Annotated in this window: 26 protein-coding genes; 12 read left to right on the top strand and 14 right to left on the bottom strand. The window is 43.1% G+C overall.

Annotation, left to right across the window (positions count from 1 at the left end; translation table 11 throughout):
* Positions 1-29: 29 nt before the first annotated feature.
* Positions 30-1313: an amidohydrolase gene (locus ACFPTP_RS05935; RefSeq protein ID WP_381442943.1), complete on the top strand. Its 1284-nt coding sequence runs from the start codon at positions 30-32 to the stop codon at positions 1311-1313.
* 150 nt (positions 1314-1463) lie between these two features.
* Here ACFPTP_RS05935 and ACFPTP_RS05930 read toward each other — a convergent pair whose 3' ends face one another.
* Complete coding sequence (locus ACFPTP_RS05930; RefSeq protein ID WP_381442942.1) at positions 1464-2066, bottom strand: histidine phosphatase family protein; 603 nt, start codon at positions 2064-2066, stop codon at positions 1464-1466.
* Between the two features lie 129 nt (positions 2067-2195).
* Here ACFPTP_RS05930 and ACFPTP_RS05925 point away from each other — a divergent pair, with 129 nt between their 5' ends.
* The 4 genes from ACFPTP_RS05925 (at position 2196) to ACFPTP_RS05910 (ending at position 6668) form a co-directional block, all read left to right on the top strand.
* The gene (locus tag ACFPTP_RS05925; RefSeq protein ID WP_381442941.1) at positions 2196-3338 is read left to right on the top strand and encodes a glycosyl hydrolase family 18 protein; all 1143 of its coding nucleotides are present in this window, start codon (positions 2196-2198) and stop codon (positions 3336-3338) included.
* A gap of 164 nt (positions 3339-3502) precedes the next feature.
* On the top strand, positions 3503-4387 hold the full coding sequence (aepX, locus tag ACFPTP_RS05920) for a phosphoenolpyruvate mutase (RefSeq protein ID WP_381442940.1): 885 nt from the start codon (positions 3503-3505) through the stop codon (positions 4385-4387).
* A gap of 23 nt (positions 4388-4410) precedes the next feature.
* Complete coding sequence (gene aepY / locus ACFPTP_RS05915) at positions 4411-5544, top strand: phosphonopyruvate decarboxylase (protein WP_381443119.1); 1134 nt, start codon at positions 4411-4413, stop codon at positions 5542-5544.
* 5 nt (positions 5545-5549) lie between these two features.
* Positions 5550-6668 (top strand): 2-aminoethylphosphonate aminotransferase, encoded by a 1119-nt coding sequence (locus ACFPTP_RS05910; RefSeq protein WP_381442939.1) that lies wholly within the window; start codon positions 5550-5552, stop codon positions 6666-6668.
* A 33-nt stretch (positions 6669-6701) separates the two neighbouring features.
* Here the strand turns inward: ACFPTP_RS05910 and ACFPTP_RS05905 are convergent, their stop codons facing one another.
* On the bottom strand, positions 6702-8120 hold the full coding sequence (locus ACFPTP_RS05905; protein ID WP_381442937.1) for a Mur ligase family protein: 1419 nt from the start codon (positions 8118-8120) through the stop codon (positions 6702-6704).
* A 254-nt stretch (positions 8121-8374) separates the two neighbouring features.
* On the opposite strand from ACFPTP_RS05905, the gene ACFPTP_RS05900 reads away from it, so the two are divergent.
* Together ACFPTP_RS05900 and ACFPTP_RS05895 are read left to right on the top strand one after the other, a co-directional pair.
* Positions 8375-9154 (top strand): YheC/YheD family protein, encoded by a 780-nt coding sequence (locus tag ACFPTP_RS05900; protein WP_381442936.1) that lies wholly within the window; start codon positions 8375-8377, stop codon positions 9152-9154.
* 103 nt (positions 9155-9257) lie between these two features.
* Positions 9258-9839, top strand: coding sequence for a protein-L-isoaspartate(D-aspartate) O-methyltransferase (locus ACFPTP_RS05895; RefSeq protein ID WP_381442934.1), 582 nt, complete (start codon positions 9258-9260; stop codon positions 9837-9839).
* 189 nt (positions 9840-10028) lie between these two features.
* Here the strand turns inward: ACFPTP_RS05895 and ACFPTP_RS05890 are convergent, their stop codons facing one another.
* From ACFPTP_RS05890 to ACFPTP_RS05855, 8 genes are all read right to left on the bottom strand, one after another.
* Positions 10029-10478 carry a universal stress protein gene (locus ACFPTP_RS05890; protein WP_381442933.1) on the bottom strand — a complete coding sequence of 150 codons (450 nt, stop codon included), beginning with the start codon at positions 10476-10478 and terminating at the stop codon, positions 10029-10031.
* Complete coding sequence (locus ACFPTP_RS05885; RefSeq protein WP_381442931.1) at positions 10462-10953, bottom strand: hypothetical protein; 492 nt, start codon at positions 10951-10953, stop codon at positions 10462-10464. Before ACFPTP_RS05885 ends, ACFPTP_RS05890 begins: the two co-directional genes overlap by 17 nt.
* Before the next feature lie 135 nt (positions 10954-11088).
* Positions 11089-12366, bottom strand: a complete 1278-nt coding sequence (locus ACFPTP_RS05880) for a TRAP transporter large permease (RefSeq protein WP_381442929.1) — start codon at positions 12364-12366, stop codon at positions 11089-11091.
* Positions 12363-12860 (bottom strand): TRAP transporter small permease, encoded by a 498-nt coding sequence (locus ACFPTP_RS05875; protein WP_381442927.1) that lies wholly within the window; start codon positions 12858-12860, stop codon positions 12363-12365. Before ACFPTP_RS05875 ends, ACFPTP_RS05880 begins: the two co-directional genes overlap by 4 nt.
* 22 nt (positions 12861-12882) lie before the next feature.
* The gene (locus ACFPTP_RS05870) at positions 12883-13914 is read right to left on the bottom strand and encodes a TRAP transporter substrate-binding protein (RefSeq protein ID WP_381442926.1); all 1032 of its coding nucleotides are present in this window, start codon (positions 13912-13914) and stop codon (positions 12883-12885) included.
* A complete protein-coding gene (locus tag ACFPTP_RS05865; protein ID WP_381442924.1) occupies positions 13911-14819 on the bottom strand; it encodes a hydroxymethylglutaryl-CoA lyase in 909 nt (302 codons plus the stop codon). Before ACFPTP_RS05865 ends, ACFPTP_RS05870 begins: the two co-directional genes overlap by 4 nt.
* Positions 14820-16022, bottom strand: coding sequence for a CaiB/BaiF CoA transferase family protein (locus ACFPTP_RS05860; RefSeq protein ID WP_465269806.1), 1203 nt, complete (start codon positions 16020-16022; stop codon positions 14820-14822). It abuts the gene before it with no gap.
* A 16-nt stretch (positions 16023-16038) separates the two neighbouring features.
* Entirely contained in the window at positions 16039-16698 is a 660-nt protein-coding gene (locus tag ACFPTP_RS05855) for a GntR family transcriptional regulator (RefSeq protein WP_381442922.1), read from the bottom strand.
* A 364-nt stretch (positions 16699-17062) separates the two neighbouring features.
* Between ACFPTP_RS05855 and cuyA the strand changes: the two genes are divergently transcribed.
* The 4 genes from cuyA to ACFPTP_RS05835 all read left to right on the top strand — a co-directional run bounded on the left by cuyA (position 17063) and on the right by ACFPTP_RS05835 (position 20509).
* Positions 17063-18076: a D-cysteate sulfo-lyase gene (gene cuyA, locus ACFPTP_RS05850; RefSeq protein WP_381442920.1), complete on the top strand. Its 1014-nt coding sequence runs from the start codon at positions 17063-17065 to the stop codon at positions 18074-18076.
* Positions 18077-18102: 26 nt separating this feature from the next.
* Positions 18103-18963, top strand: coding sequence for a diaminopimelate epimerase (dapF, locus tag ACFPTP_RS05845; protein ID WP_381442919.1), 861 nt, complete (start codon positions 18103-18105; stop codon positions 18961-18963).
* Between the two features lie 28 nt (positions 18964-18991).
* Entirely contained in the window at positions 18992-20221 is a 1230-nt protein-coding gene (locus tag ACFPTP_RS05840; protein ID WP_381442917.1) for a dicarboxylate/amino acid:cation symporter, read from the top strand.
* Between the two features lie 165 nt (positions 20222-20386).
* Positions 20387-20509, top strand: a complete 123-nt coding sequence (locus ACFPTP_RS05835) for a DUF4236 domain-containing protein (protein WP_381442916.1) — start codon at positions 20387-20389, stop codon at positions 20507-20509.
* Between the two features lie 395 nt (positions 20510-20904).
* Here the strand turns inward: ACFPTP_RS05835 and ACFPTP_RS05830 are convergent, their stop codons facing one another.
* On the bottom strand, positions 20905-21264 hold the full coding sequence (locus ACFPTP_RS05830) for a hypothetical protein (RefSeq protein ID WP_381442915.1): 360 nt from the start codon (positions 21262-21264) through the stop codon (positions 20905-20907).
* Positions 21265-21525: 261 nt separating this feature from the next.
* On the opposite strand from ACFPTP_RS05830, the gene ACFPTP_RS05825 reads away from it, so the two are divergent.
* Positions 21526-22446 carry a S66 peptidase family protein gene (locus tag ACFPTP_RS05825; RefSeq protein WP_381443118.1) on the top strand — a complete coding sequence of 307 codons (921 nt, stop codon included), beginning with the start codon at positions 21526-21528 and terminating at the stop codon, positions 22444-22446.
* A gap of 269 nt (positions 22447-22715) precedes the next feature.
* Here the strand turns inward: ACFPTP_RS05825 and ACFPTP_RS05820 are convergent, their stop codons facing one another.
* The 3 genes from ACFPTP_RS05820 to ACFPTP_RS05810 form a co-directional block, all read right to left on the bottom strand.
* The gene (locus ACFPTP_RS05820; RefSeq protein ID WP_381442914.1) at positions 22716-23114 is read right to left on the bottom strand and encodes a hypothetical protein; all 399 of its coding nucleotides are present in this window, start codon (positions 23112-23114) and stop codon (positions 22716-22718) included.
* Between the two features lie 185 nt (positions 23115-23299).
* Positions 23300-23791, bottom strand: a complete 492-nt coding sequence (locus tag ACFPTP_RS05815) for a hypothetical protein (protein WP_381442913.1) — start codon at positions 23789-23791, stop codon at positions 23300-23302.
* Positions 23792-23864: 73 nt separating this feature from the next.
* Complete coding sequence (locus ACFPTP_RS05810; protein ID WP_381442912.1) at positions 23865-24221, bottom strand: hypothetical protein; 357 nt, start codon at positions 24219-24221, stop codon at positions 23865-23867.
* Positions 24222-24275 lie beyond the last annotated feature (54 nt).

Here is a 24275-nt window from a genome sequence, read left to right as displayed (position 1 = left end):
TGTAGACTTTCATGACAGGAGGCAATATCATGCAACTAGAAAAGCAATTGATTAACTGGAGACGGGACTTCCACCGTTTTCCCGAGCAAGGTTTTCTAGAAATACGCACAGCATCCATCGTAGCAAGCATATTAGAATCCTTAGGTTTTGACTTACAGCTAGGCAAAGAAGTCATGAAAGAAGACGAATGCATGGGGAAACCCGACGCTGCAAAGACAAAAGCGCATGTCGTGTGGGCAAAAGAAAACGGCGCAGTGGAACGCTTCCTCCCTTATTTTGAGGAAGGGTTCACCGGAATCGTCGCAACAATCGATACGAAGAGGCCAGGCCCTACCGTTACATTCCGAGTGGATATGGATGCATTGCCGATTATCGAATCCGATTCATCCCAACATACACCTGCAACGTTAGGATTCCGTTCTACTGCCGAAGGGTCCATGCACGCTTGCGGACACGATGCCCACACTTCCATCGGACTCGGCCTCGCGACGCTGGTAGCTGAAAAGCAAGATGAGCTAAATGGTGTCATCAAGCTGATTTTCCAACCAGCTGAAGAAGGAACGCGAGGGGCAAGAGCGATGGCTCGTGCAGGAGTCGTTGACGATACAGATTTCTTCATCGCTTCCCATATCGGAACCGGTGTCCCGCAGCAACATTTTGTCGCTGCCAATAACGGCTTTTTGGCAACAACAAAGCTAAATATTACGTTTACAGGAAAAGCAGCGCATGCTGGAGGTGAACCGGAAGCCGGTAAAAACGCATTGCTTGCCGCTGCTAGCGCTGCTTTGAATATACACGCAATCTGCCGTCATTCCGGTGGAGACTCACGCATAAATGTTGGAGAGCTGCACGCAGGATCAGGAAGAAACGTCATCGCAAACCACGCCACCCTCATCGCCGAAACACGCGGTGAAACGAGTGAAGTAAACAGCTACATGAAAGAACAAGTGGAAAACATCGTAAAAGGCGCGGCACAAATGTACGGAATCGACTATTCGATTGAAACTGCAGGTGAAGCCATTAGCTGCAAATGCTCCGATGACTTGGCGAAGAAATTAGCCAACATCGCCGGCCAGCACGAATTCATCGAACATGTAGAAGTCACGAGTGAAGCAAACGCAGGTTCAGAAGACGCCACGTACTTCTTGGAAGCTGTCCAAAAGCACGGCGGTCAGGCAACCTACTGCATCTTCGGCACCGACCTTGCTGCAGGACATCACCACGAATGCTTCGATATTAACGAAGACACCCTCCTCCCTGCTGTCGAAATTTTATTTGCAGCAGCGAAGGAATTAAGCAGGACGAGTGAATGAGCAAATAGAAAAGCCTTACCATTTGAGCGAATCTTGAATGGTAAGGCTGTTATTGTTGTGAGGCTGTTTTCGTAACTCTATTACTAGCTTTCAAACGAGCATCCAATATACCATAACCCCGCCCCTAGCAATCTGGGTCTACCTCAAGCATTATTCATAAGATAAATGCCCCTGCCGATTCATAAACCTTACAACTCGAATATCATCCCTTATTTCAAGCAGATGGATTCCCGTATCCCCCGTGGGAAATGCGAAGTCCCCAACCGGCAGATTGAGAAACGCTTTAATTAGATTCGAAATCAATCCACCGTGGGAGACGATGGCCACTCTTTGATAGTCCCGATAATCATGTACAATCTCCCGGAGGATCCGTTCTGCCCGATAGCGGAGATCAAGCGCGGATTCTCCGTCTTGTATCGGGATATGTACTGGCCTGCCGCCCTTAGGCAACGGATACTTGACTGCTGCTTCTTTTCTCGACATTCCAGCTAGCACCCCATTATTGAATTCCCTCAAATCATCATAAAACCGGATCTCGCACCCGATTGCCTCCTGTAAAATCCGGGCTGTGCCACTCGCCCTCTTCAATGTGCTCGATAGGATGATTTCTGGAGGATATTCTTTCGCAACAGCCGCCGCCATCTTTCTAGCTTGTGCCTTGCCTAAATCTGTCAACGGAAAATCCGCTCTGCCTTCATGAACTTCCAATAAATCCGCTTCCGATTGGCCGTGCCTGATGATCAGTAATTCCATCTTTACCACTCACTTTTTAAAATCAGTAAATATTCCTACATCAATTTTACCATAAAACGCCACATTGAATGACATCCAACTTTCCATTGGAATACCCTAGAGGAGATGAAGAATAAGGGGAGAAGTGAATTGCAGATTCATGTTGTCAAAAAGGGAGATTCCGTGTGGACAATTGCCCATCAGTACGGGGTTACAATGGATCAAATCATATCGGCTAACCAATTGGAAAACCCGAATGCATTAGTGGTTGGTCAGGCTCTTGTCATTCCGACCGTCCGCCGGTCAACCGCTCCAAAGCCTGTCATTGATGTGAATGCCTATACAATTAATGCTGGGGAAACAGGCGCGAGGGAGATCCAAGAGGTCGGCCAATACTTGACGTATTGGATGCCATTTGTTTATAGCGTGAAAGAAGATGGGACTTTAACGACGCTCGATGATACGGAAATGCTGAAATCCGCTGCGGCTGAACGAGTCGTGCCCGTCATCGCAATCACAAATTTCAGTGCCACAGAAACCGGATCCGCCCTTGCCCATACCATTCTGTCAAGTAAGGAACTTCAGGAGAAGGTCATCACAAATATCCTCGCTGTCATGAAAGAGAAAGGGTACCAGGGGCTGAACATCGATTTTGAAAACGTATTTCCCCGTGACCGGGAGAATTACAACCAATTTCTGCAGCTGGCAGTCGATCGGCTGCATCCACAGGGGTATTTTGTATCTTCCGCGCTTGCCCCGAAAACGAGCAGTGAACAAAAAGGTTTGCTCGTTGAAGCACATGATTATGAAGCGCACGGAAGAATCGTCGATTTTGTTATTTTGATGACATACGAATGGGGTTATCGGAAGGGACCTGCCCAAGCGATTTCTCCTCTCAACGAGATAAAAAAGGTTCTTGACTATGCCGTCACGGTCATCCCGCGCGACAAGATCTTTTTCGGCTTTCAAATTTATGCACGTGACTGGCTTCTTCCTTTCGTTCGGGGGGCCGAAGCTGAAACGTTCAGCCAGCAGGAAGCGGTCCGCCGGGCCATTCAACACCAAGTAGCGATTCAATATGATACGAAAGCGCAAGCTCCATTTTTCCGTTACACCGATGAACAAGGGCGAGCCCATGAAGTCTGGTTCGAAGATGCCCGCAGCGCACAAGCGAAGTTCAACATGGTGAAAGACTATAAGCTCCGCGGCATCAGTTACTGGGTGCTCGGATACCCCTTCCCGCAAAACTGGCTATTGCTCGGAGACAACTTTACGATACGGAAGAGAGTGTAAATCGACCTAAAGCTGGACGTCCGTGAAACGTCCAGCTCATCAAAACTATACATCCTATAAAGAGCGGCCTTCGACTAGATGCCCTGTCAATTCACACAATTCGCACGTATGTTAATAAAGGCACCCGTGCAGGGGGTTAAAGTAGATGCAAGGCAGGGATGATTTTGAAGAAAACGACTCAGTTAAAAAGTTTGCTGCATTCACAACAACTTGAGTTTTTAATGGAAGCTCATAACGGTTTATCTGCGAAAATTGTAGAGGAAGCCGGCTTCAAAGGAATCTGGGCAAGTGGACTTTCAATAGCGGCGTCCATGGGCGTTCGTGATAATAATGAAGCTTCATGGACGCAAGTAGTAGATATTCTTGAGTTTATGAGTGATGCTACGACAATCCCTATTCTAGTAGACGGGGATACAGGATACGGAAATTTCAACAACGCTCGAAGGTTAGTTAAGAAACTGGAACAGATCGATATAGCCGGCGTATGCATTGAGGATAAACTCTTTCCAAAGACAAACTCCTTTATCGGAACGGCTCAGCCCCTTGCACCGATTGAAGAGTTTTGCGGGAAAATAAAAGCGATGAAAGATACTCAAATGGATGAAGATTTTGTAGTTGTAGCGAGGGTTGAAGCTTTTATTGCAGGTTGGGGTGTAGAAGAGGCACTTGCCCGGGCGGAGGCTTACAGGCAAGCTGGCGCCGATGCGGTTCTTATTCACAGTAAAAATGCCGATTTTACACAGATTGCAGCTTTTATGAAAGAGTGGAAGAGGAGACATCCGGTCATTATCGTTCCTACAAAATATTATTCGACTCCAACTGCTGAATTCGCAAAATCAGGAGTACAGGCAGTCATTTGGGCTAACCATAACCTACGCGCATCGATTACGGCCATGCAGGACATTTCAAAGCAGATCCTAAAAGATGGGAGTCTTATGCAAGTTGAGAATTCAATCGTAGATGTACATGAGATTTTCAGACTCCAAAATGCGGAGGAGCTTCAAAGAGCGGAGAAGAAATACTTACCACCTACTGCTAGCCCAGAATAGCCGGAGACGGAGTGATTTTTTTGTTGAACACAAAGGAATTTGGAAGGGAACTTAAAAAACTTGGTTTTGACTTTTACAGCGGTGTCCCCTGTTCATTTTTAAAAAACCTTATTAACTACTCGATCAATGAGTGTAACTATATTGCTGCGGCTAATGAAGGGGATGCTGTAGCAATCGCATCGGGCGCTTGCTTAGGAGGAAGGAAGACAATTGTCTTGATGCAAAACTCAGGCCTGACGAATGCTGTTTCTCCCCTTACTTCCTTAACCTATCCATTCCAGCTCCCCGTGCTTGGGTTTGTTAGTCTGCGAGGAGAACCCGGTTTGGTTGATGAACCACAGCATGAATTAATGGGACAAATTACAACCCAAATGCTAGACCTTATGCAAATAAAATGGCAATACTTATCAAGTGATTTCGACGATGCAAAGGTACAGCTTGAAACCGCTAACGAGTGGATTGAAATAGAACGACCATTTTTCTTTGTCGTAAAAAAAGATACATTTGAAAAAGAGAACTTGAAACTAGAGGAACAACCCATTCGGACTAATAAGAAAAAAACCGAGAAATCCTTTTCGGATGAACTACCAAGTCGAATGGAAACGCTGAACGTGATCAATCGATGCAAAGATGGGAAGACCTTGCAGCTCGCCACAACAGGTAAAACGGGCAGGGAACTTTATGAAGTGGAAGATTGCCCGAACAACCTGTATATGGTTGGTTCCATGGGATGTGTCAGTTCCCTTGGATTAGGATTAGCTCTTGCACGAAAAGACCTCAATGTAGTTGTCATCGATGGAGATGGTTCCTTGCTTATGCGAATGGGAAGTTTAGCAACAAACGGTGCCTATCAACCCGAGAATATGTTGCATATCCTTCTGGATAATCAAACCCACGATTCAACCGGGGGGCAACGTACTGTTTCCCACAATGTGCATTTTGTCGATATTGCGGCCGGTTGCGGTTATGAAAAATCATTTTATATTCATAGTCTAGGTGAACTCGAAAAAGAAATACAAGAATGGAAAAAGACAAAAGGACTCACTTTTCTTCATATTAAAATTGCAAAAGGATCTAAACAGAACTTAGGACGCCCTGAAGTGACGCCTAGTGAAGTGAAAAAACGACTTCAACGATTCATAAATGATAAAGGATGAGCAGCATGCGGAAAGTGAAGAGAAATATATTATTGAATCCTGGTCCCGCCACGACATCAGATACGGTTAAATTCGCTCAAATCGTCCCGGATATTTGTCCCCGTGAAAGTGAATTCGGTGAAATCATGCGATTCGTATCTTCCGAACTTACGAACCTCGTTGCAGATTCGGAGGACTATACAACTGTCCCGTTCGGTGGTTCCGGTACCGCTGCAGTTGAAGCTATCTTGAGTTCGGTTATGAATGACGGGCTTATCGTCATCATTAATAATGGCGCATATGGAAAACGAATGTGTGAAATTGCAGAAGCATACGGGCTCGATTGGGTTGAGTATGGAAGCCCAGTGGATCAACCGATTCAACTCGACCAATTGCAATTATTTATTCAAAAACAACTACGTCCCGTTTCCTATCTTGCTGTTGTGCATAATGAAACAACAACGGGCTTATTGAATGATATTGAATCCATTGGATCCATTTGCAAGGAAAACAAGTTGACAATGATGGTAGATGCCATGAGTTCATTCGCTGCGATTCCAATTCAAATGAATAGAATGAACATCAGTTATTTAGCGGCCAGCTCCAATAAAAACCTGCAAGGTATGGCAGGCATCTCTTTTGTTGTGGCAAAGAAAGATGAAGTAGAGAAAGAAAAAAAGATAATGCCAGCAAATTATTACTTAAATCTGTATGCGCAATATAAACATTTCAAGGAAACAGGGCAAATGCGGTTCACCCCTCCTGTTCAAACAATGTATGCATTACAACAAGCTATCGTTGAACTAAAAGAAGAAGGTGTGAACGAAAGATACGAACGCTATTCCCATTGTTGGGAAACGCTCATCGCTGGCATCAAAAAACTTGGCTTAACGCATCTCGTGGCTCCCGAGCACCATTCGAAAATTGTTACTGCAATCGTGGAGCCGGCATGTGAGGGGTATAATTTTGAGAGCATGCACGATTATTTCTACACAAACGGTATAACGATCTATCCTGGAAAGCTTAAAGATTTGAATTCCTTTCGAGTGGCCAATATAGGTGATTTAACGAAAGATGATATTGAGCTCTTCCTAACCTTATTGGAAACGTATCTTCAACGTATAGGTTTTCATTCTGCAAGCTAAATGAAAAAACAAATGACCTCCGAACAATGGAGGTCATTTGTTTTTGGCCGAACGAAGCTTTAATTTGGTCTTTAATTTCATAATTTCATCATTCGTTGATGAACTTTTAACGAGCAATATACTATTTTTATCTAAAATTCTTGTCAATAATTCCTCAACCCCGTGAATGGTAGGAAACGTATAGACTTTGCCTTTTAAACCTTTTCTTTTTGCTTGTTTCGCAATTTCGGCAGCCTTCGATCCAACAGTAATCAAGACGTCGACCCCATTATCTGCGATCATCTCCCCTGTTTGCCGGTGAAATTCTTTGCTGAATTCACCTAAACGCTTAATGTCGCCAACGAGGGCGATTCTTATCTTCCCCCGCGAAATCCCATTCAACGTTTGAAATGCCGCTGCGAGAGAAGAAGGAGTTGAACTCCATGTATCATCCAAAATGGTGCAGCCTCCCTTTCCCGGGCTAATTTCCAGATGGGCGGGCAAGTTCTTGAATGACCGCAACCGTTTCGCGGCGTCATTGATGTCAATGCCCATTTCATGAACAGCCGCTATAGCAGCGAGCGCATTTAACACTTGATGATGTCCATACCCGGGCACAAAAACTGAGTATTTCTTTTTAGCGTTAAAGGAGAACATTTTCTTTTTTTTAACTTTTAGTTCAAAGTGCATTCCTTTATTACCGTACGTAATGTTAGCCGCCCTAAAATCAGCACGGTTCGTAACGCCAAAGGTATGTACGACTCCTTTAAATCTTTTAAGCCCTAGCTTTTTCGTATTCTTGTCATCCGCATTGACGATGAGCGTGCCTTTGGATCCAACAGCTTGAACCATTTCCGCTTTCGCAAGGAGATACGCTTCCGGAGTTTTACATCCATCAAGATGATACACGCCAATATTTGTAATAATTCCGATGGTCGGCTTAAAGTAACGGGAAGCGAGCAGCACATCTCCCGGCTCCCCTACTGCCGATTCAAACACAGCAGCATCTGTGTCCTTTTCGATGGAAAGTAAATAGGTTAGATGATGGGTCCTCGAGTTCGCTGATTTCTTAGTCCCGGTGACAGTACGATCGAAACTGAGGATATGCATAATCATATCTTTCGTCGTCGTTTTCCCATTTGTCCCGGTTACAGAAACGACGGGAATCGAAAATTGGTTGCGATAAATATTAACGAACCCCCAAAAGGCATGCTCAATATTTTCAACCTTTATAATCGTACAATTTTCAATACGCTCTAATTCAGCAAAAACAGTATCTGTTACGACCACACAAGGGACTGACTGGGCAATTTTCTCCCAATCGATTTGCCATTTCTGTTTTAAAAATAGTAATTTATTCGGCCCCATCTTCTGGAGATGATAAACAACATCATTAATCCTGAATTTATCAGAGCCTTTAATAAGTTGTCCATTCACATATAGGCAGATCGTTCTCGCCGAAATTGGCTTCATGTATGTTCCCTCCTAATCTCTTCATACAGTACGTTATGCTTGCTGTAAGTCTTCAACTGTACAGTAGTCTTGCAACAGATATAAATTTGGTCATCATCATGCACGTTTAGGTGAAATTACCCTTCCGATGCAGCCGCTCATGGATTCTTTCAACCTTTCCCTAAAATCCAAGTACATTTACTACGTATGCATAGAATAGAAAGAGAAGAGTTACAACGACGACACTTAATTCAAGATGAAACGAGGCAAGTAACATGATGAGAAGTATGGGGAAATGGGAGCAAAGTATTCTTTTACAGCACAATCCTCAAGTCGTAAACCATATTCCAGAAACGCTCACATACAGTGAGGAAAACTTGGATGATTTATTGAACCGCTATCCGTCTGTATATGTTAAACATGATACGACAGGCCAGGGCAGAGCAATTTTCAAGATTCGTAAACGTAGCGGCGGGAGCTACTACGTAAATGGATTTACAATTCAAGGAACATCCATACAAAAATCCATATCGAGAGTTGATGAAATTCAGCAGCTCCTTCATCCATTTATAAAATTAGGCAGAGTAAGCGGCCTCTATATTATTCAAGAGGAAATACAAAGCTACACCCAAAAGGGACAGCCTTTTTCCATTCGGGTTCATATTCAAAAACTGAACAACAATTGGGTGATTGGCGGGATGTACGGGATGTGCGGGACCACCGAAACCAACCTAGTAACAGAAAGCGGGATTGTGAATCCCCACACGGGCGCTGAAGTAATGACCGTTTCCGAAGTATTATCACTAACAAAATTCAAAGCTAATCAAAAGGATACAGTAAGGAAAATAGAAGAGGTTGCAATCGCAGCAGCGGAAGTCATCCATTCCATTTTACCTAATAGAGAATATGGAATTGACTTCGGGGTCAATCAAGAGGGCACACCTATCATATTTGAAGTAAATACGACACCGAGTATCCGTTCATTCGCTAAAATCGAGAATAAAGCAATTTGGAGACGAATTGTCGAGATACGAAAAATGCAAAGTGAATCGTAGCGGTTCCTCCTGAGTTCAATTGGTTTGAGGTGTTTACGAACACTTAATAAAGGAAATGGTACATGTGCAGTGTAAGCTACTATGAGACGAAGGGACATAACCAATGGCCGATCAAACCGAAGACATCATCACGTATTTTCAAAAGCTGGATCGCAGCTTTTTCATGGATGAACTCAAAGAATTCGCATATATGGACGAGGCCATTCCGATCGGGCACGAACAGACCATTTCCCAACCTTCCCTCGTGCTGGAGATGACATTGGCCCTCGATTTGCAGCCCGATTCAAAAGCGCTCGAAATCGGAACGGGATCCGGCTACCAGACCGCCCTGCTGGCTCCCTTCTCAAGCTCCGTTTATACAATTGAACGGATTGCCGCCTTGCATGAACAGGCAAAAGAAAGATTGAAAAAAGCCGGTTTCGCCAACATCCATTTCAAGCTGGATGACGGCAGCACCGGCTGGGTTGAACACGCTCCTTATGACCGGATTATGGTGACTGCAGCCGCTGCCCAAGTGCCACGCGAGCTCATGGACCAACTGGCGATCGAAGGAAAAATGATCATCCCAGTAGGAACGCCGCTTCACCAGGAACTCCTGCTGTTGGAAAAAGACGAAGACGGCGAGATCCATACGACTGTGTTGAATGAAGTGAGGTTTGTCCCGTTGAGGGGGAAGTATGAGTGATTCAGGTACCCGTGCAATCAAATAAAGGTCTTATTCGACAAATCCAAAGGCCCCTTTTTGTTTTTCAGTGTCGATATTTCCCGGAGAATGGAGTTTTTTGTCGATAAAAATTAGACCCGCTGCCTCACGAAAAAAGCCATCTAGGACGGTTTTTCGGAATCGCCTAGATGGCTTATTTCATACTTCCCCTCACAAGTGATCGGGTTTACGGATGACGAGTACGTCACATTTTGCGGAGCGTACAATGTTTTCAGAAACACTGCCCATTATGAAGCGTTCAACTGCATTTAATCCCGTCGCACCACAGATAATTAGATCTGCCCCAAGTTTTTTCGGCAGGTCTATTGCAATCAGTGTTTTCGGTGAACCGTATTCGACAATTACATTAACGGTCTGAACACCTGCTTGTTCAGCTTCCGCCTTATGTTTGCTCAGCAATTCCTCGGCGGATGCAAAAGCGCTTTCAGCAATCGAACGATCATACGCCTCAATAGAAGAATGAGACCGTGTATCGACAATATTGACTAAATTCAATGCGGCATCGTTGCGGCTAGCAATTGCCACTGCCCTTTTGAACGCCCATTCAGACTCTTTCGATCCATCGATTGCGATAATTATTTGCTTATAGACCATTGTCATTGATCTCACTCCATTCTTTTAAACTTTCCAAATCTCTCAATAACAGCTTTTTACTTTCTACATCAGACATTTTCCTGGCATATTCATAAGCTGAATCCTTATATCTCCGGCTCTCATCGTATTGCCCCGATACGATGCAAGCCCTTGCCGCCGCCTCATATCCGTATGCAATATAAAACGGAGCAAGGCCCGTCTCTTCACTCATAGATATACAGCGTTTGGCATAATTCAAGGCAATTTCTCCCTGTCCTGTCACTGCATACACACGTGAAAGCTGCCAATAACCGATAGAGAGATTCTTTTCAGTACATTCTTCTGCTTGCGTCCAATGCCAGAAAGAACTATGACAAAGGTGAATCATCTGTTCTTGTTCCTCTGGTGTCAAACTTTCCTTCTCCAGAAGATCCCATACTTGATTAAAACAGGTCGCGGCTATTTGTTTATGGGAAAAGACTGGTGTTTCGTTTTCTTTCATCATATCTGCACCCTCGCTTATGTTATTGATCATTTGATTTTACCATAGTGAGATTAATATGAACATTTCGCACAAAAATTCTCCTAGTAGAATAAATACAACAGCCCACAAAGGAATTTTCTTCGTGGGCTTTACTTATTTAATATCTTTATGGAGCAACACCGTTGCGATTTCAGGGAAGAATGAAAGAATAACCATGAAGACGAGCATGATGACAGCATACGGGATGACGCCCTTCACGATTTCACTGATGGTGTTTTCTTTATTCAACCCTTTCAATACGAACAGGTTCAATCCGACTGGCGGTGAAATAAGGGCCAGTTCCATATTGATAACCATGATAATAGCGAACCAGATCGGGTCAAAGCCAAGTGCCATGATAATCGGATACAGAATTGGCAACGTGATGACGAGAATCGAAACAGTTTCCAAGAACATACCGAGAATCAATAGCACGATATTGATCATGATGAAGATGATCCATGGTGAAATGTCTTGGGATGTCGCAAAGTTGACGATGCCTTGTGGAATCTGAAGGATTGTCAAAATATAGCCCAATAGCATTGCACCGATAATGATGAATAGAATCATTGCATTCGTCTTCACCGTTGAAATCAGGATTTCCCTCAAAGTGGTCATATTCACGTTTTTATAAACGAAAATCGCGATTAAAAAGCTGAGCACTACGCCGACGGCCGCCGCTTCAGTTGGAGTGAAAATACCCGAATAGATTCCGCCGATAATGATGAGGGGCAGCAATAATCCCCAAATCGCTTTTCTGGAAGCTTCCATCCGCTCACTCCAAGTCGCCGGTTTATCTTTAATATGGCGTGTTTGATAGGCGGAGAAAACCATGAATGCAATTGTCATGATTGCACCCGGTATGATTCCAGCAATGAAGAGCTTTCCAACGGACTCCCCGGTTACCGAACCGTAGATGATCATTGGAATGCTCGGCGGAATCAGGATGCCCAATGTTCCGCCCGCAGCCAACAGCCCCAATACATGACGCTTGTTATATCCCCTTCTGACCATTTCGGGAAGTGCTACAGCACCGACCGTAACGGCGGTCGCCACACTGGATCCCGATATCGCTGAGAAAACGGTACAGCAGAACAATGTCGCAATCGCAAGTCCGCCAGGGAAATGCCTGAACCATCTGCTTGCCATTTCATACAGATCCCGTCCGACACCACTGACGACAAGCACTTGGCTCATCAACACATACATCGGCAAGGCAGTCAAACTGAAATCATCCAACGATTTGTACGAAATGATCGGAATCTGCATGAAGGCGAATGTGCCCCCGTTGAAGAAATACATCCCTGCAACTGCCAGCAAACTGAGCGTAAAGGCGACAGGCAACCCGATGAGAAGAAGAAGCCCCAATCCACCTGTAAAAAATAAATTCATAGGTGTTCCCCTCCTTTATGGATGCCGCCATCGATTATCTGCAGTATGAAGGCGATGCATAAAAGAACGCCCCCGATCACGAGGAGGGATTCCGGAATATACATCGGAATCCTCAACAGTGATGCGGATGTCACATGCAAGTTGAAAGTCTTGATGACATGCAAGTAACTGTAAAGTGTAAAGATGATGCTGAATACCAACCCGAGAGAATTCGTCAGGTAAGCGAGCAAGGTTTTAATTCGATCATTAACATTATTGATCAGTAAATCAACAGTAATATGCGAATAGGTCCGAACCGCATAGGCGCTACCTAAGAAACAGCTGCCAATGATCGCATAGATGGATAGCTCCGTCGCCCAAGAAGTCGGTTTATGGAAAAAGGATCTTGAAACAACTTCATAGAACGTCATAACGGTTGTAATTAAAATAAGTATACCCGCTATGTATGCGCCCCATCTTATGAGCAGATCCAAAAAATTATAGACCTTTTTCAAAGCGGTCCCCCCCTAAATCTTGTTATTTCTTGTCTACCATGTCTAAGAGTTCTTGTCCTAGGTCTCCTGCATTTTTCACGAATACGTCACGTACCGGTGCCGCCGCGTCTTTCCATACATCCAACTCGTCCTCAGGTACGACGTATACGTCCATCCCTTTTTCTTCAAGTGCTTTTGCAGATTCGCTATCTTCTTTTTCAGCTTGCTCACGGATCCAAGCTTCCGTTTCAGCAGCCACTTCTGTTAGAAGGTCTTGCGTCTTCGCTGGCAAGCCATCCCAGTAGTCTTTATTGACAGCCAATAGGAATTCAAGGTATGCGTAGTTATTGATCGTCAAGTATTTCGTAACTTCATCATATTTACGTTGAAGCATCGCAGTCGTACCCGATGTTGCACCATCCACCGTGTCACGTTGAAGGGCCATATACACTTCTCCTCCACCCATGAACACTGGTGAAGCTCCATATGCTTGAATCAACTCGGACGGCAAATCTCCGATACTTCTGATCTTCAATCCTTTGAAATCCGCAGGAGATTTCAATTGTCGTTTGTTATTGGCAAACTGGACATAGCCATAGTCAGCGAACATAAGAACTTTCGCGCCTTTTTCTTCCATTGCACCACGAAGCTTATCACCGAATTCACCATTCACTGCTTCTCCTACAGCTGCATAGTCATTGAAAACATAAGGTACATCGAAAATTCCCATTGCTGGAACAGTGGAAGCCCATAGAGTGGAAGAGTTCACACCCATTTCAACGCCACCGGTAAGGATCGACTGGTTCATGTCCTTATCACTTAGTAATTGCCCCGCTGGAAAAACTTGCACTTTCACTTTGCCATCGGATTTTTCCGTTACCTTTTTTGCAAAGTCTTCGATTCCGATCGAGATATGGTGATCTTGCGGCAAGTTATAAGCCAGGCGGATTGTCGTAGCTTCGTATCCATCCCCGCTGTCGGCAACAGCCTTATCATCCGTTTTTTCGTTGTTGCATGCAGAAAGCAAGACAACCCCAATAATTGATACAAACAAACCTAGCAACCATTTTTTCATCGTACATTCCCCTCTTCCCTTTGTTTTTCCACGTGGCGGATTCGTCCCAATGGATTTTTTGTTGATAAACTTGCCGCATAATCAGCGGCACCTAATAGCTTTTGAAAATCTACCCCTGTTGATATATTCATCCTTTCGAATAAATAAACAAGATCCTCTGTTGCTAAATTGCCTGCCGCGCCCGGCGCAAATGGACAGCCGCCAATGCCGCTTGCGGACGTTTCAAAAACTCTCACGCCTGCCTTGTAAGCCGCATATGCATTCGTCAATCCCAGTCCGCGCGTGTCATGCAAATGAATGGCTACTGGCGTGTCACCTGCGATGGCGAGCACCTTCTTCATCAGACTTTCAACATGATCGGGTGTTGCAATTCCGATCGTATCCGCGATTCCAATCCTATCGACACCGGCCTCTTTGATACGCCGGACGATTTGCAGCACGTTCTCTTCATCGACATCCCCTTCATACGGGCAGCCGAAGCTGACGGCGACTGAAAAGCAAGTCTTGATGCCGTCTTTTTTCGCCTCCTCCAAAACTTTCAGGAACTGGGACATATTATCCTCGATCGTCATCCCGATGTTCTTTTCATTGAATGTTTCCGTAGCAGCACTCACCCAGTTCACTTCGGATAAACGATGTTCCCTTGCCCGTTCATATCCTTTCAGGTTTGGAATCAATGCAATCGCTTCGAGATTTTCCTTATCGGAAAGCGCTTGGAGCAATTCGTTCGCATCCGCCATTTGAGGCACTTTCACCGGGTGGACGAAAGATGTCACTTCCACTTTGTGAATGCCGGCAGCAAGCAGTTGATTGACCAGTTGCAATTTCTGTTCCAAGGATACTGATTTCGGTTCGTTTTGCAGACCATCGCGGGGGCTGACATCAATGATCTTCACGCTTTCCATTCAAATGACCCCTTTCTCTTTCAGACGCTTGACTTCTTCTTCCGAAAGGCCGATGAAGTCCGTATAGACCTCTTCATTGTGGGCACCTAGAACCGGGCCGATCCAATCGATATCACCCGGTGTCCCCGATAGCTTCGGCACAATCCCGGGAACAGTCATTTTCACTCCGTCCTCCAATACGATTTCCTTCAACATATCGCGGGCCTGATAATGTTCGTCATTCACGATGTCATTGATGCCATAGATCGGACCTACTGGCACCGACGCTTCATCCAAGATTCGCCGAACTTCATCCATCGAGTGCTGCAACGTCCATTCTTCAATCGCTCCATCTATGAATTCCGCATGATCCGCGCGGCCTTGGTTCGTCGCGTATAGCGGATCATTCGCCAAATCCTCTCTGCCGATGGCTGTCATAAGACGCTGGAAAATACGGTCTCCATTTCCGCCGATAACAATATGCTTTCCGTCGGCGCATTTGTATGTGTTCGAAGGGGCTATGCCCGGTAACGTACTTCCCGTCCGCTCCCTGACTAATCCTGTTAAGTCATACTCCGGAAGAATGCCTTCCAGCAGGCTGAATACCGCTTCGTAGAGCGCAACGTCAACGACCTGCCCGTTCTTTTCTGGGTCTTCATCCCGTGCACGGAGTGCCATTAAAGTTCCGATCACCGCATATAAGCCTGCAATCATGTCACCGATTGCAATGCCTGCACGTACTGGCGGGCGATCCGGATAGCCTGTCAAAAAGCGCAGACCGCCAATCGCTTCCGCGACACTTCCGAAACCCGGCTTTTCCTTATAAGGGCCTGTTTGTCCGTATCCGGATATCCGGGTGAGGATAATCGATGGATTCACCTTCTGAAGGTCCTCATAGCCTAGCCCCCATCTCTCCAATGTGCCCGGCTTGAAATTTTCAAGAACAACATCCACCTTGCCAATCAATGACCTTACGATTTCCTGCCCCTCAGGTTCACGCAGATTGATGGTTACCGATTTCTTGTTTCTGCTCTGGACGTACCACCAGACGGACGTATCCCCATGCATCACCCGCCAATTTCGGAGGGGATCGCCATTCGTAGGTTCCTCCACTTTAATCACTTCTGCTCCGAATTCAGCAAAAAGCTTCCCGGCATAGGGTGCCGCGACCAAATTGCCCAATTCCAATATTTTTACGCCTTCCAGAGGTTTTCTTTTATTCAACATGATGCAATTCCCCCTACTTGGCAGCCATTTTCATGAACAATTGATAGTCATGTTCGATATGCTGCCTCATTAATTCCCTGGCATTATCCGGGTTTTGTTCGACAATCGCAGTAAAGATCTCTTCATGGTCTTCGAGTGCTTCTTGCGCGTACCCCGGATTCTTTTCCAAAATCGACTTTCTGTAAAAGCTGTTCACCCCTCGCAATTGCAATGTCATCGTTTCGAGAAATGGATTCCTGCTTGCACAGACAATTGATTCATGGAATCTGAAATTGACATCTAGCAACTCTTTCAAATTATTCGCAGTGACTTCCTTTTTCATCTCCTGTACAAAGGATGCCATCACAGCAATTTCTTCCTGATTTCTGCGATGCGCGGCATAATAGGCAGCCAGTGATTCCATTTCCACCCTGATTTCGTAGAGATTCCGGTAATCATCCCTCGATGGATTGACGACATTCACCCCACCGGTTGCATTGACAATCAGCAGTCCGTCCTTCTCTAGCATTCTGACTGCTTCACGAATCGGACTCCGGCTCACTTTCAACGTTTCAGAGATTTTCTCTTCAATCAGCCTCTCACCCGGTGCGATTTGCCCCATGATGATTCCGCTTTTCAAATATTCATAGACTTGTTCCTTCAAAGTCGTTTTTTTCACAACAAACTGCGACATAGTATGGACACCTCACTTCTCGTCGACCGTATACAGTATACTATCGTCAGAATAGACGAATGTTTTTAATTTGTCAATTATATTTCTATATAATAAATTGTCAGTGTTTAATTTTCAGACAAGCCCCCACTGAATAACTTTGTGTATCCCCTTCCCTTGCAACAGGGCCAAGCATATTAAATAAACCCATAAAATATACTGGAGTACACCTGTGAGCACTTCCCCATGCACTTATGTAGAAGAATGTCGAAATTTATTGACAGAAGAGTTTGTCTAGTCGATACTTTGAGTTAACTTAACTATCAAAAGGAGATGAGATGCAGAGCAAAATTAATTGATTAACTTAAAAGGTGGAGATGCCGAAATGTTACTAGCAAAGTTGCCAAGAAGAAGTTACACGCATGCAACGACCCCCATCGAAAAGTTAACGCATCTATCCAAGCTCTTGGATGGTCCTTCCATCTATATAAAACGGGATGATTTACTAGGGCTTGCCGGTGGCGGGAATAAGACGAGAAAACTGGAATACTTACTTGCTGATGCTATTCGAAAAGGAGCAGACACGATCGTCACTGGTGGCGCACTCCAATCAAATCATTGCCGACTCACGCTAGCCGCCGCTGTAAAGGAAGGGCTAAAATGCCACCTCGTTTTGGAGGAAGGCGTTGCGACTCCCTATGATCCGGATGCAAACGGCAATAACCTGCTATATAAATTACTAGGTGCCGAGTTTATCAAGGTTGTGCCGTACGGCTCAGATATGATCGCGGACATGCACGCATTGGGCGAGGAATTAGCCGCAGCGGGCAGGAAACCTTATGTAATTCCTATCGGAGGGTCGAATGAATTGGGCTCGGTTGGATATGTGGCGTGCGCCCAAGAGATCCTTCAACAAACTTTTGAAACTGGGCTTGTACTTGACGATGTAGTCGTTGCGAGCGGCAGCGGCGGAACACAGGCAGGGTTGATTGTCGGATTTCATGCAAGTAGTGCGCCGATTAAAGTGCATGGCATCAATGTTTCCAGACCAAACGAAACACAAATTCCGAAAATCACGGATTTGGTGCAGCAAACAGCAAGTTATCTAAACGTAGCGGACAACCAGTTAGCTGATCGTGTTCACTGCTACGACGGCTATGTCGGTGAAGGCTATACCATTCCGACACAGGGAATGATCGAAGCGGTACAAATGTTAGCGAGAACGGAAGGGATCCTACTCGATTCCGTCTACACCGGAAAAGTGATGGCAGGACTTATCGACTTGGTTCGCAAAGGAGCATTCAAGAAAGAAGACAACGTACTGTTTATCCACACGGGTGGATCTCCGTCCTTATATGCAAATCCTACCCTGTTCAATGAGGATTTGTTTGTTTTATAACGCTCTATCGGAAGTGAGGCGAGCCTATGAAAATACCTTTTACGAAGATGCATGGCATAGGAAATAATTATATTTATATCGATGCAATCACACATGAATTCGACGCCTCGACTTTCAATCAACTGGCGATAGACGTCTCAAATGTTAATACAGGCATAGGATCAGATGGACTAATTGTGATCCACCCGAGTGACGTAGCGGATGTCGGTATGCGGATCTTCAATAAGGATGGGTCGGAAGGACAAAGTTGCGGCAATGGTTTACGTTGCACAGCAAAATATGTTTATGAAAATCATCTCGTCTCTAGCAGCGTCTTCCGGATAGAAACGAAGGCGGGGATCGTAACTGTCGAAGTGTACGGCGAAAGAGAATGTATAGAACAAGTGACAGTTGACTTAGGGACGCCCTTATTAAACCGGAGTCAAATTCCGATGCACGGTCCTGACGATAACCGAGTGATTGCAGAAGAGTTTCAGGTTGCCTCACAAACCTTACAAGTGACGGCATTATTTTTGGGCAATCCAAATGCTGTGTTTTTTGTGGATGAGATTGAGGGGGCCCCTTTACATGAGGTGGGCGCAATCGTTACAGAAGATCCGCGATTCCCAGATCGCGTGAATGTGGGATTTGTTGAAATCCTTTCTCGCAATGAAATGAATTACAGAGTGTGGGAACGAGGTTCTGGTATTACGGAAGCTTGTGGTACGGGAGCAAGCGCAGCTGTAGTCGCTGCAATTTTAAACGGCTATATCGAAAGAGGGATCGACGTCACTGTCCATTTGAGCGGCGGGGATTTATGCATTAAATGGGCAGACGATGATCATGTTTGGATGACCGGGCCGGCGGAGACTACGATTCAAGGAGTCTTCCACTGGAAGCGTTCATAGACAAATCATTCAAAGGGGGAGCAATTGCATGGCGAAAAAATTGAAAGCGTATCGTTTTCCACTCATTCTTCTAGCTTCCATTATTATTGGGTCCATTATCGGGCTTATTTTTGGAGAAAAGGCCAGCGTCATTAAACCGCTCGGGGATTTATTCTTAAATTTACTGTTCATGATTGTTGTTCCGCTTGTGTTCTTTTCGATTGCATCAGCTGTCGCGAATATGGACAGTATGAAACGGCTCGGAAAAATCATGGGCTCCATGCTATCGGTATTTATTATTACAGGAATTATTGCATCCCTTGTGATGCTAGTAGCCGTTCTTATCTTCCCTGTTGGATCCGGGGTGAATATTCCAATCGAGGCCGTAGAAGACACGGAAATACTGTCGCTTTCCGATCAATTAGTCAATACCTTTACAGTGCCGGACTTCGTAAATTTATTTTCACGTAAACATATGCTTGCTTTAATTGTGTTCTCGGTGCTATTAGGAATCTCGACGGGGTTGACTGGCGAAGCCGGTAAGCCATTTGCCCGCTTTTTAGAAAGCGGCTCCGAAATCTTCATGAAAGTGATTCAACTCGTTATGTACTATGCGCCGATCGGCTTGGGCGCCTATTTTGCAGCGCTTATCGGCACTTTTGGCGCGGAACTGATTGGTGATTACGCGCAAGCCTTCATCCTTTATTACCCTGTTGCATTTCTATACTTCCTGGTTGGATTCACGCTTTACGCATTCATCGCAGGCGGGAAAAAAGGAGTTGTCCGTTTTTGGAAAAACATCCTTGCCCCAGCGGCAACTGCACTTGGCACGGGAAGCAGCTTTGCAACCCTCCCGATCAACTTGCAGGCAGCAAAACAAATCGGCGTGCCAAAGGATATTCGGGAAACCGTCTTGCCGCTTGGCGCGACCATTCATATGGATGGATCTTGTCTTTCTGCCATTCTCAAAATCGCGTTCGTCTTCGGCGTGTTCAATATGGATTTCACAGGATTCGGCACATTCGTAACAGCGATTGCGGTTTCCTTACTGTCAGGTATCGTGATGAGCGGAATTCCCGGCGGCGGATTTATCGGTGAAATGGTCATTGTCACATTATACGGTCTGCCGATCCAGGCATTGCCGATGATCTCAGCAATTGGTGTTGTTGTTGACCCGCCTGCAACAATGGTCAACGCAACAGGAGACACCGTCGCAAGTATGATTGTGACAAGGCAGTTGGAAGGGAAAGACTGGATGGATAATGTGAGTGTCGAATAAATAGTTATAAAAGAAGGGAGCCAATTCAACACAATTGGCTCCCTTCGCATTTCATTCACACTATACATATGGATATTGAAATTTGATATTTTGAAATCAAACAGGCACTAGACTATGATTAGTATAATGGAAAATAATGCAATAACAATAGGATGGTGAAATACATTGGGATTTCGATTTCAAAAACGGATTAAAATTGCACCCGGCGTTCGTTTGAATATTAGTAAGGGCGGACTCAACGTACTTCCATATTTATGGTGCACCAGGTATTATTCTAAAAGCTATTAAAATAGATAAAATTACTATAACTAAAAACATAAACCATTGGAGTATTAATAAAATCCATAAACCTATTTTTTTGGAGTTTTGAATTAATAAAGGAAGCAAAGACAATGTCCCTAATAGCGGGATGAGTATATAGAGATGCGTACTATTATAAGTTGCTCTAATTCGAGAATTGTAGAAATCATTATAACCAAACAAAGTTAAAATCCAGGGGATAGTATCAAATATACTGGAAACTAAAACACAGAAGACAGCAATGGTAAGAAGGATTTTATTTACAAATATTTTACTAAAGATTGAAATCACTCCTTTATTTTATTGGCTTCACTACCCGCAAGAAAAAAAGCCTTCTGAGCCACCGATCCTCAAGTAAAGCACCCGTTAGTAAAAAATAAAAGTTATTTTTCTCCATACTTTCCATCCCTAATCGCTTTTCTATACTTCCCTTCTTCTTCAATAGCAATTGCTTCTTCTGTGCTTATTCCTTGTATAGCGTAATATTTTGTACCTTTTTCATACACATTCGAGAAGTTTCCAGAGTACGTGTCCTCTATAACTGAATGGTTTGTTACTTCACCGATTTCTTCAACTATATCGTCTACATATTCATCACTTAATCGATAAATATAACCATCCCAAACGACAAATTTAAAAGCCCATTCTGCTGATGAATTGTTAATATTAGCTGATGAATCGTTGGAGCAACCCGATAAAAAAGCAATAGCTATTAAAGAAAAGAAAAAGTATTTTAATCTCACAAAAATCCACCCCTTCCGTAATAAGTCGATAATTTCTAATTAAATTTTCACTTATGGTTATTAAACTAAACTGCCGCGTTAGTCCAAGAAGAAAAACGCTTTACCCCATCTTGAAGTAAAGCACCCTTCCCATTTAAAACTGATATTCGTTTTGACGAGAACTTCAATCATCTTTAAATAACTGCATACAAGACATATTCCAAATCACTTTATAATACCTTGTTATTAATAAATTTTAATTGTGGAGGGAGTGTGGAAAATATGGCAATAAGACCCCCGTTGTTACAAAGAGGAGATACAATTGGATTAGTTACACTTGGCAGCCCTCTTGATGCAATTATTATTAATACCGGAGCCCAATTCTTGAGAAGTATGGGCTTTAATGTCGTTTTTGGCAGACATGTTTTTTCTTCTGGTGGCATTGTAGCGGCATCAGCTCAACAAAGAGCAGATGATTTAATGAATATGTTCTTAGATCCTTCTGTCAAAATGATCCTTGCCACCCGTGGAGGGACTGGGGTTCAGACCATTCTTCCGTATCTGAATTTTGAAGTCATAAGACAGAGTCCTAAAATTATATCTGGTTATAGTGACCTAACAGTATTAATAAATAGTTTATATCAATTTAGTAATTTAATAACATTCCATAGTTTAATGCTTATTGACTTTAGACTAGAAACTCCCGCTTATAACTTCAATCAATTTTTTGAAGCAACTTCTACGTTGAATTCTCCCAGAATAATCCAAAATCCACCAGATGTAGCCCTAAGGAGTTTAGTGCCGGGAAATGTAACAGGTCCAATAGTAGGTGGAAATATGACTTCGTTAGTAAATGCACTCGGTACACCATATGAAATTAATACACAAGGAAAAATACTTTTTTTAGAAGAAACCCACTCTCCAACTACAATGATTTTTAGGTATCTAACTCAATTATTAATGTCAGGAAAATTTCAAGATTGTCTTGGTATTATTATAGGAGAATGTACGAATTGCCCTGTATCTTATGGGACAACATATGATGATTTAATTAATAATTTATTAGTCCCCTTAAGAAAACCACTGATAATCAACCTTACGACAGGTCACGGCTTTTATAAAGCTGCTATTCCAATAGGTGCTAATGTAAATCTAAATTCCACAGATAATACATTAACTGTGATTGAGCCAACCGTTTCTTAGTGGTTTGAATTTTTATGATTAGTAAGGATGTAAACAAAACTCTTTGTCCTTGTGATCGAGGTTACAGTTGAAGCACCTCCAATAAGGAGAGGCTCCAATATTACGATCATTGATTATCGACTTTAAGTGGAGAGTATTAAATACTCTCTTTTGCCATTTTCTATTCGGATTGTTATTTACTTTTCAATAAGGTTACCCGTACGTTTTTTTGAGCTAACCTCCCGTTAGTTGAAGAAGAAAAGTTTGCAAGATGTTCTCTTAAATAAATTCTACTTTTCATCAATTTTCAACCGTTGGTAGTAGCCATCTACCACTGGAAGAATATCTGGATTCGAATCGTAATAAGTATCACCAATTTGATGTGTTGTAAATTTAAATTCTGTTTCACTATCAAAAAGGGTGATACTATAACGCCATCCTACCCGTTTTTCTTGATTGTCTTGTGGAGTAAACTCTATATCTTTAATCATAGATAGAAATTCATCAATTTGCTCTTGTTCAGTAATCACTTTTGAAGCACCAGTTGAACCATCTTGAATGATGACTTTATCTACATTTTCAATTTTCGCATCTTTATAAAACTCTTCTAAAGACTGTGTTTTCGTATCCGTACAAGCAGATACTATAAATAAACTTAACGTTAAGATAAGGAATAAAGATTTTTTCATAAGTCTACCTCCAATAATATATTCTTTAATTTTTTTACGGGGTATTGTTGGAACTCCTTATTCAACTAAACTGCCACGTTAGTTGAACAAGTAAAAGAGCCTTCTAAGCAGCTTCAATCTTCAAGTAAAGCACCCGTTAGTTGAGTATCATTTTAAAATTATTTCAATGAAAAAAAGCGATACTATTAAGAATTCTGCTCAATCGTTTCTTCTACGTAAGTAAGAAGATTACAGTATTGGGAGTTCCCTTTCAAAAAATGCGAAACCATATTCAAAGGTATTATCACTATATCTCTCTTTTTAGAATAAAGAACACTCTGTGTTTTGGTAATACTATACGCTCCATCAAAATTGGGAGAATAATTGTATACAGAATCAGACTCATACCAGTAAAGGTCTTGCCTAATATTATTTTTGATAACCTCACCAATATATGCACCTACACGAAGCACTAATTTGTCAAAATGCTTATTTAAAAGTTCATTTCCAAACTCCGTATTCATTAATTTATTTGTATACATATCAATATAACGGACGCTTTCAATAGTGAAGTCTAAATTTCTTTTAGTAAGGTTCTCTTTCTCCCAGGAATCATCCGAAACATCCTGATACATTAATTTTGCAATGCCTTTTAAATCGTCTTTTTTTAATTTCGCTCTATTTAGGAAACTAAACATAAGATGGGATTTCTCCTTTATCAATTGTCTACGAGTACAGTTGCCAAACATCCATATTTAGTAAACAAAATAATTAAGTTTCATACCTTTCTAAAATTGTTTTAAACCTTTGTTCAATTTCCACAGGACTTAATTCTTTAGCCTGTTTTTTTAAAAGGGAAAGTTCCTCCCAAAACGGAAAATTTTTATGCCGAAACTGTTTTACTTCCTTAGCATATTTAATCCATATCCAAGTAATGATGAATACTGAAACAATAGATATTAGGTTTAAAAAGAATGGATGCTGATTTTCTTTTCCAAATAACGTTAAGAAAAGATTTAAAAGAGGACCTAATAAAGTAATAGTAATCCAAATATTAAAATGCGGATTGGGCTTTAAAAAATACATCAAGGCACTAATAATTTTTATCAATTCTTTTTTTGAAGACAACCATAAATCCCTCGCTCTGCATTACATAATTTAATCTTAAATACAATAATAATA

It is taken from the genome of Sporosarcina koreensis (assembly GCF_042655825.1).
GTDB classification, from domain to species: Bacteria; Bacillota; Bacilli; order Bacillales_A; family Planococcaceae; genus Sporosarcina; species Sporosarcina koreensis.
Note: the sequence above shows the minus strand (reverse complement) of the source record. Positions and strands in the feature narration are given on the sequence as shown.

Excerpts from the sequence above, each read along its gene's own strand:
- ACFPTP_RS05910 (WP_381442939.1), top strand. The coding sequence starts at position 5,550 with ATGCGGAAAGTGAAGAGAAATATATTATTGAATCCTGGTCCCGCCACG.
- ACFPTP_RS05870 (WP_381442926.1), bottom strand. The coding sequence starts at position 13,914 with ATGAAAAAATGGTTGCTAGGTTTGTTTGTATCAATTATTGGGGTTGTC.
- ACFPTP_RS05880 (WP_381442929.1), bottom strand. The coding sequence starts at position 12,366 with ATGAATTTATTTTTTACAGGTGGATTGGGGCTTCTTCTTCTCATCGGG.
- ACFPTP_RS05890 (WP_381442933.1), bottom strand. The coding sequence starts at position 10,478 with ATGACAATGGTCTATAAGCAAATAATTATCGCAATCGATGGATCGAAA.
- ACFPTP_RS05935 (WP_381442943.1), top strand. The coding sequence starts at position 30 with ATGCAACTAGAAAAGCAATTGATTAACTGGAGACGGGACTTCCACCGT.
- ACFPTP_RS05895 (WP_381442934.1), top strand. The coding sequence starts at position 9,258 with ATGGCCGATCAAACCGAAGACATCATCACGTATTTTCAAAAGCTGGAT.
- ACFPTP_RS05815 (WP_381442913.1), bottom strand. The coding sequence starts at position 23,791 with ATGTTTAGTTTCCTAAATAGAGCGAAATTAAAAAAAGACGATTTAAAA.
- ACFPTP_RS05930 (WP_381442942.1), bottom strand. The coding sequence starts at position 2,066 with ATGGAATTACTGATCATCAGGCACGGCCAATCGGAAGCGGATTTATTG.
- ACFPTP_RS05825 (WP_381443118.1), top strand. The coding sequence starts at position 21,526 with ATGGCAATAAGACCCCCGTTGTTACAAAGAGGAGATACAATTGGATTA.
- ACFPTP_RS05855 (WP_381442922.1), bottom strand. The coding sequence starts at position 16,698 with ATGTCGCAGTTTGTTGTGAAAAAAACGACTTTGAAGGAACAAGTCTAT.
- ACFPTP_RS05900 (WP_381442936.1), top strand. The coding sequence starts at position 8,375 with ATGATGAGAAGTATGGGGAAATGGGAGCAAAGTATTCTTTTACAGCAC.
- ACFPTP_RS05905 (WP_381442937.1), bottom strand. The coding sequence starts at position 8,120 with ATGAAGCCAATTTCGGCGAGAACGATCTGCCTATATGTGAATGGACAA.
- ACFPTP_RS05820 (WP_381442914.1), bottom strand. The coding sequence starts at position 23,114 with ATGAAAAAATCTTTATTCCTTATCTTAACGTTAAGTTTATTTATAGTA.
- ACFPTP_RS05840 (WP_381442917.1), top strand. The coding sequence starts at position 18,992 with ATGGCGAAAAAATTGAAAGCGTATCGTTTTCCACTCATTCTTCTAGCT.
- dapF (WP_381442919.1), top strand. The coding sequence starts at position 18,103 with ATGAAAATACCTTTTACGAAGATGCATGGCATAGGAAATAATTATATT.
- ACFPTP_RS05885 (WP_381442931.1), bottom strand. The coding sequence starts at position 10,953 with ATGAAAGAAAACGAAACACCAGTCTTTTCCCATAAACAAATAGCCGCG.
- ACFPTP_RS05865 (WP_381442924.1), bottom strand. The coding sequence starts at position 14,819 with ATGGAAAGCGTGAAGATCATTGATGTCAGCCCCCGCGATGGTCTGCAA.
- cuyA (WP_381442920.1), top strand. The coding sequence starts at position 17,063 with ATGTTACTAGCAAAGTTGCCAAGAAGAAGTTACACGCATGCAACGACC.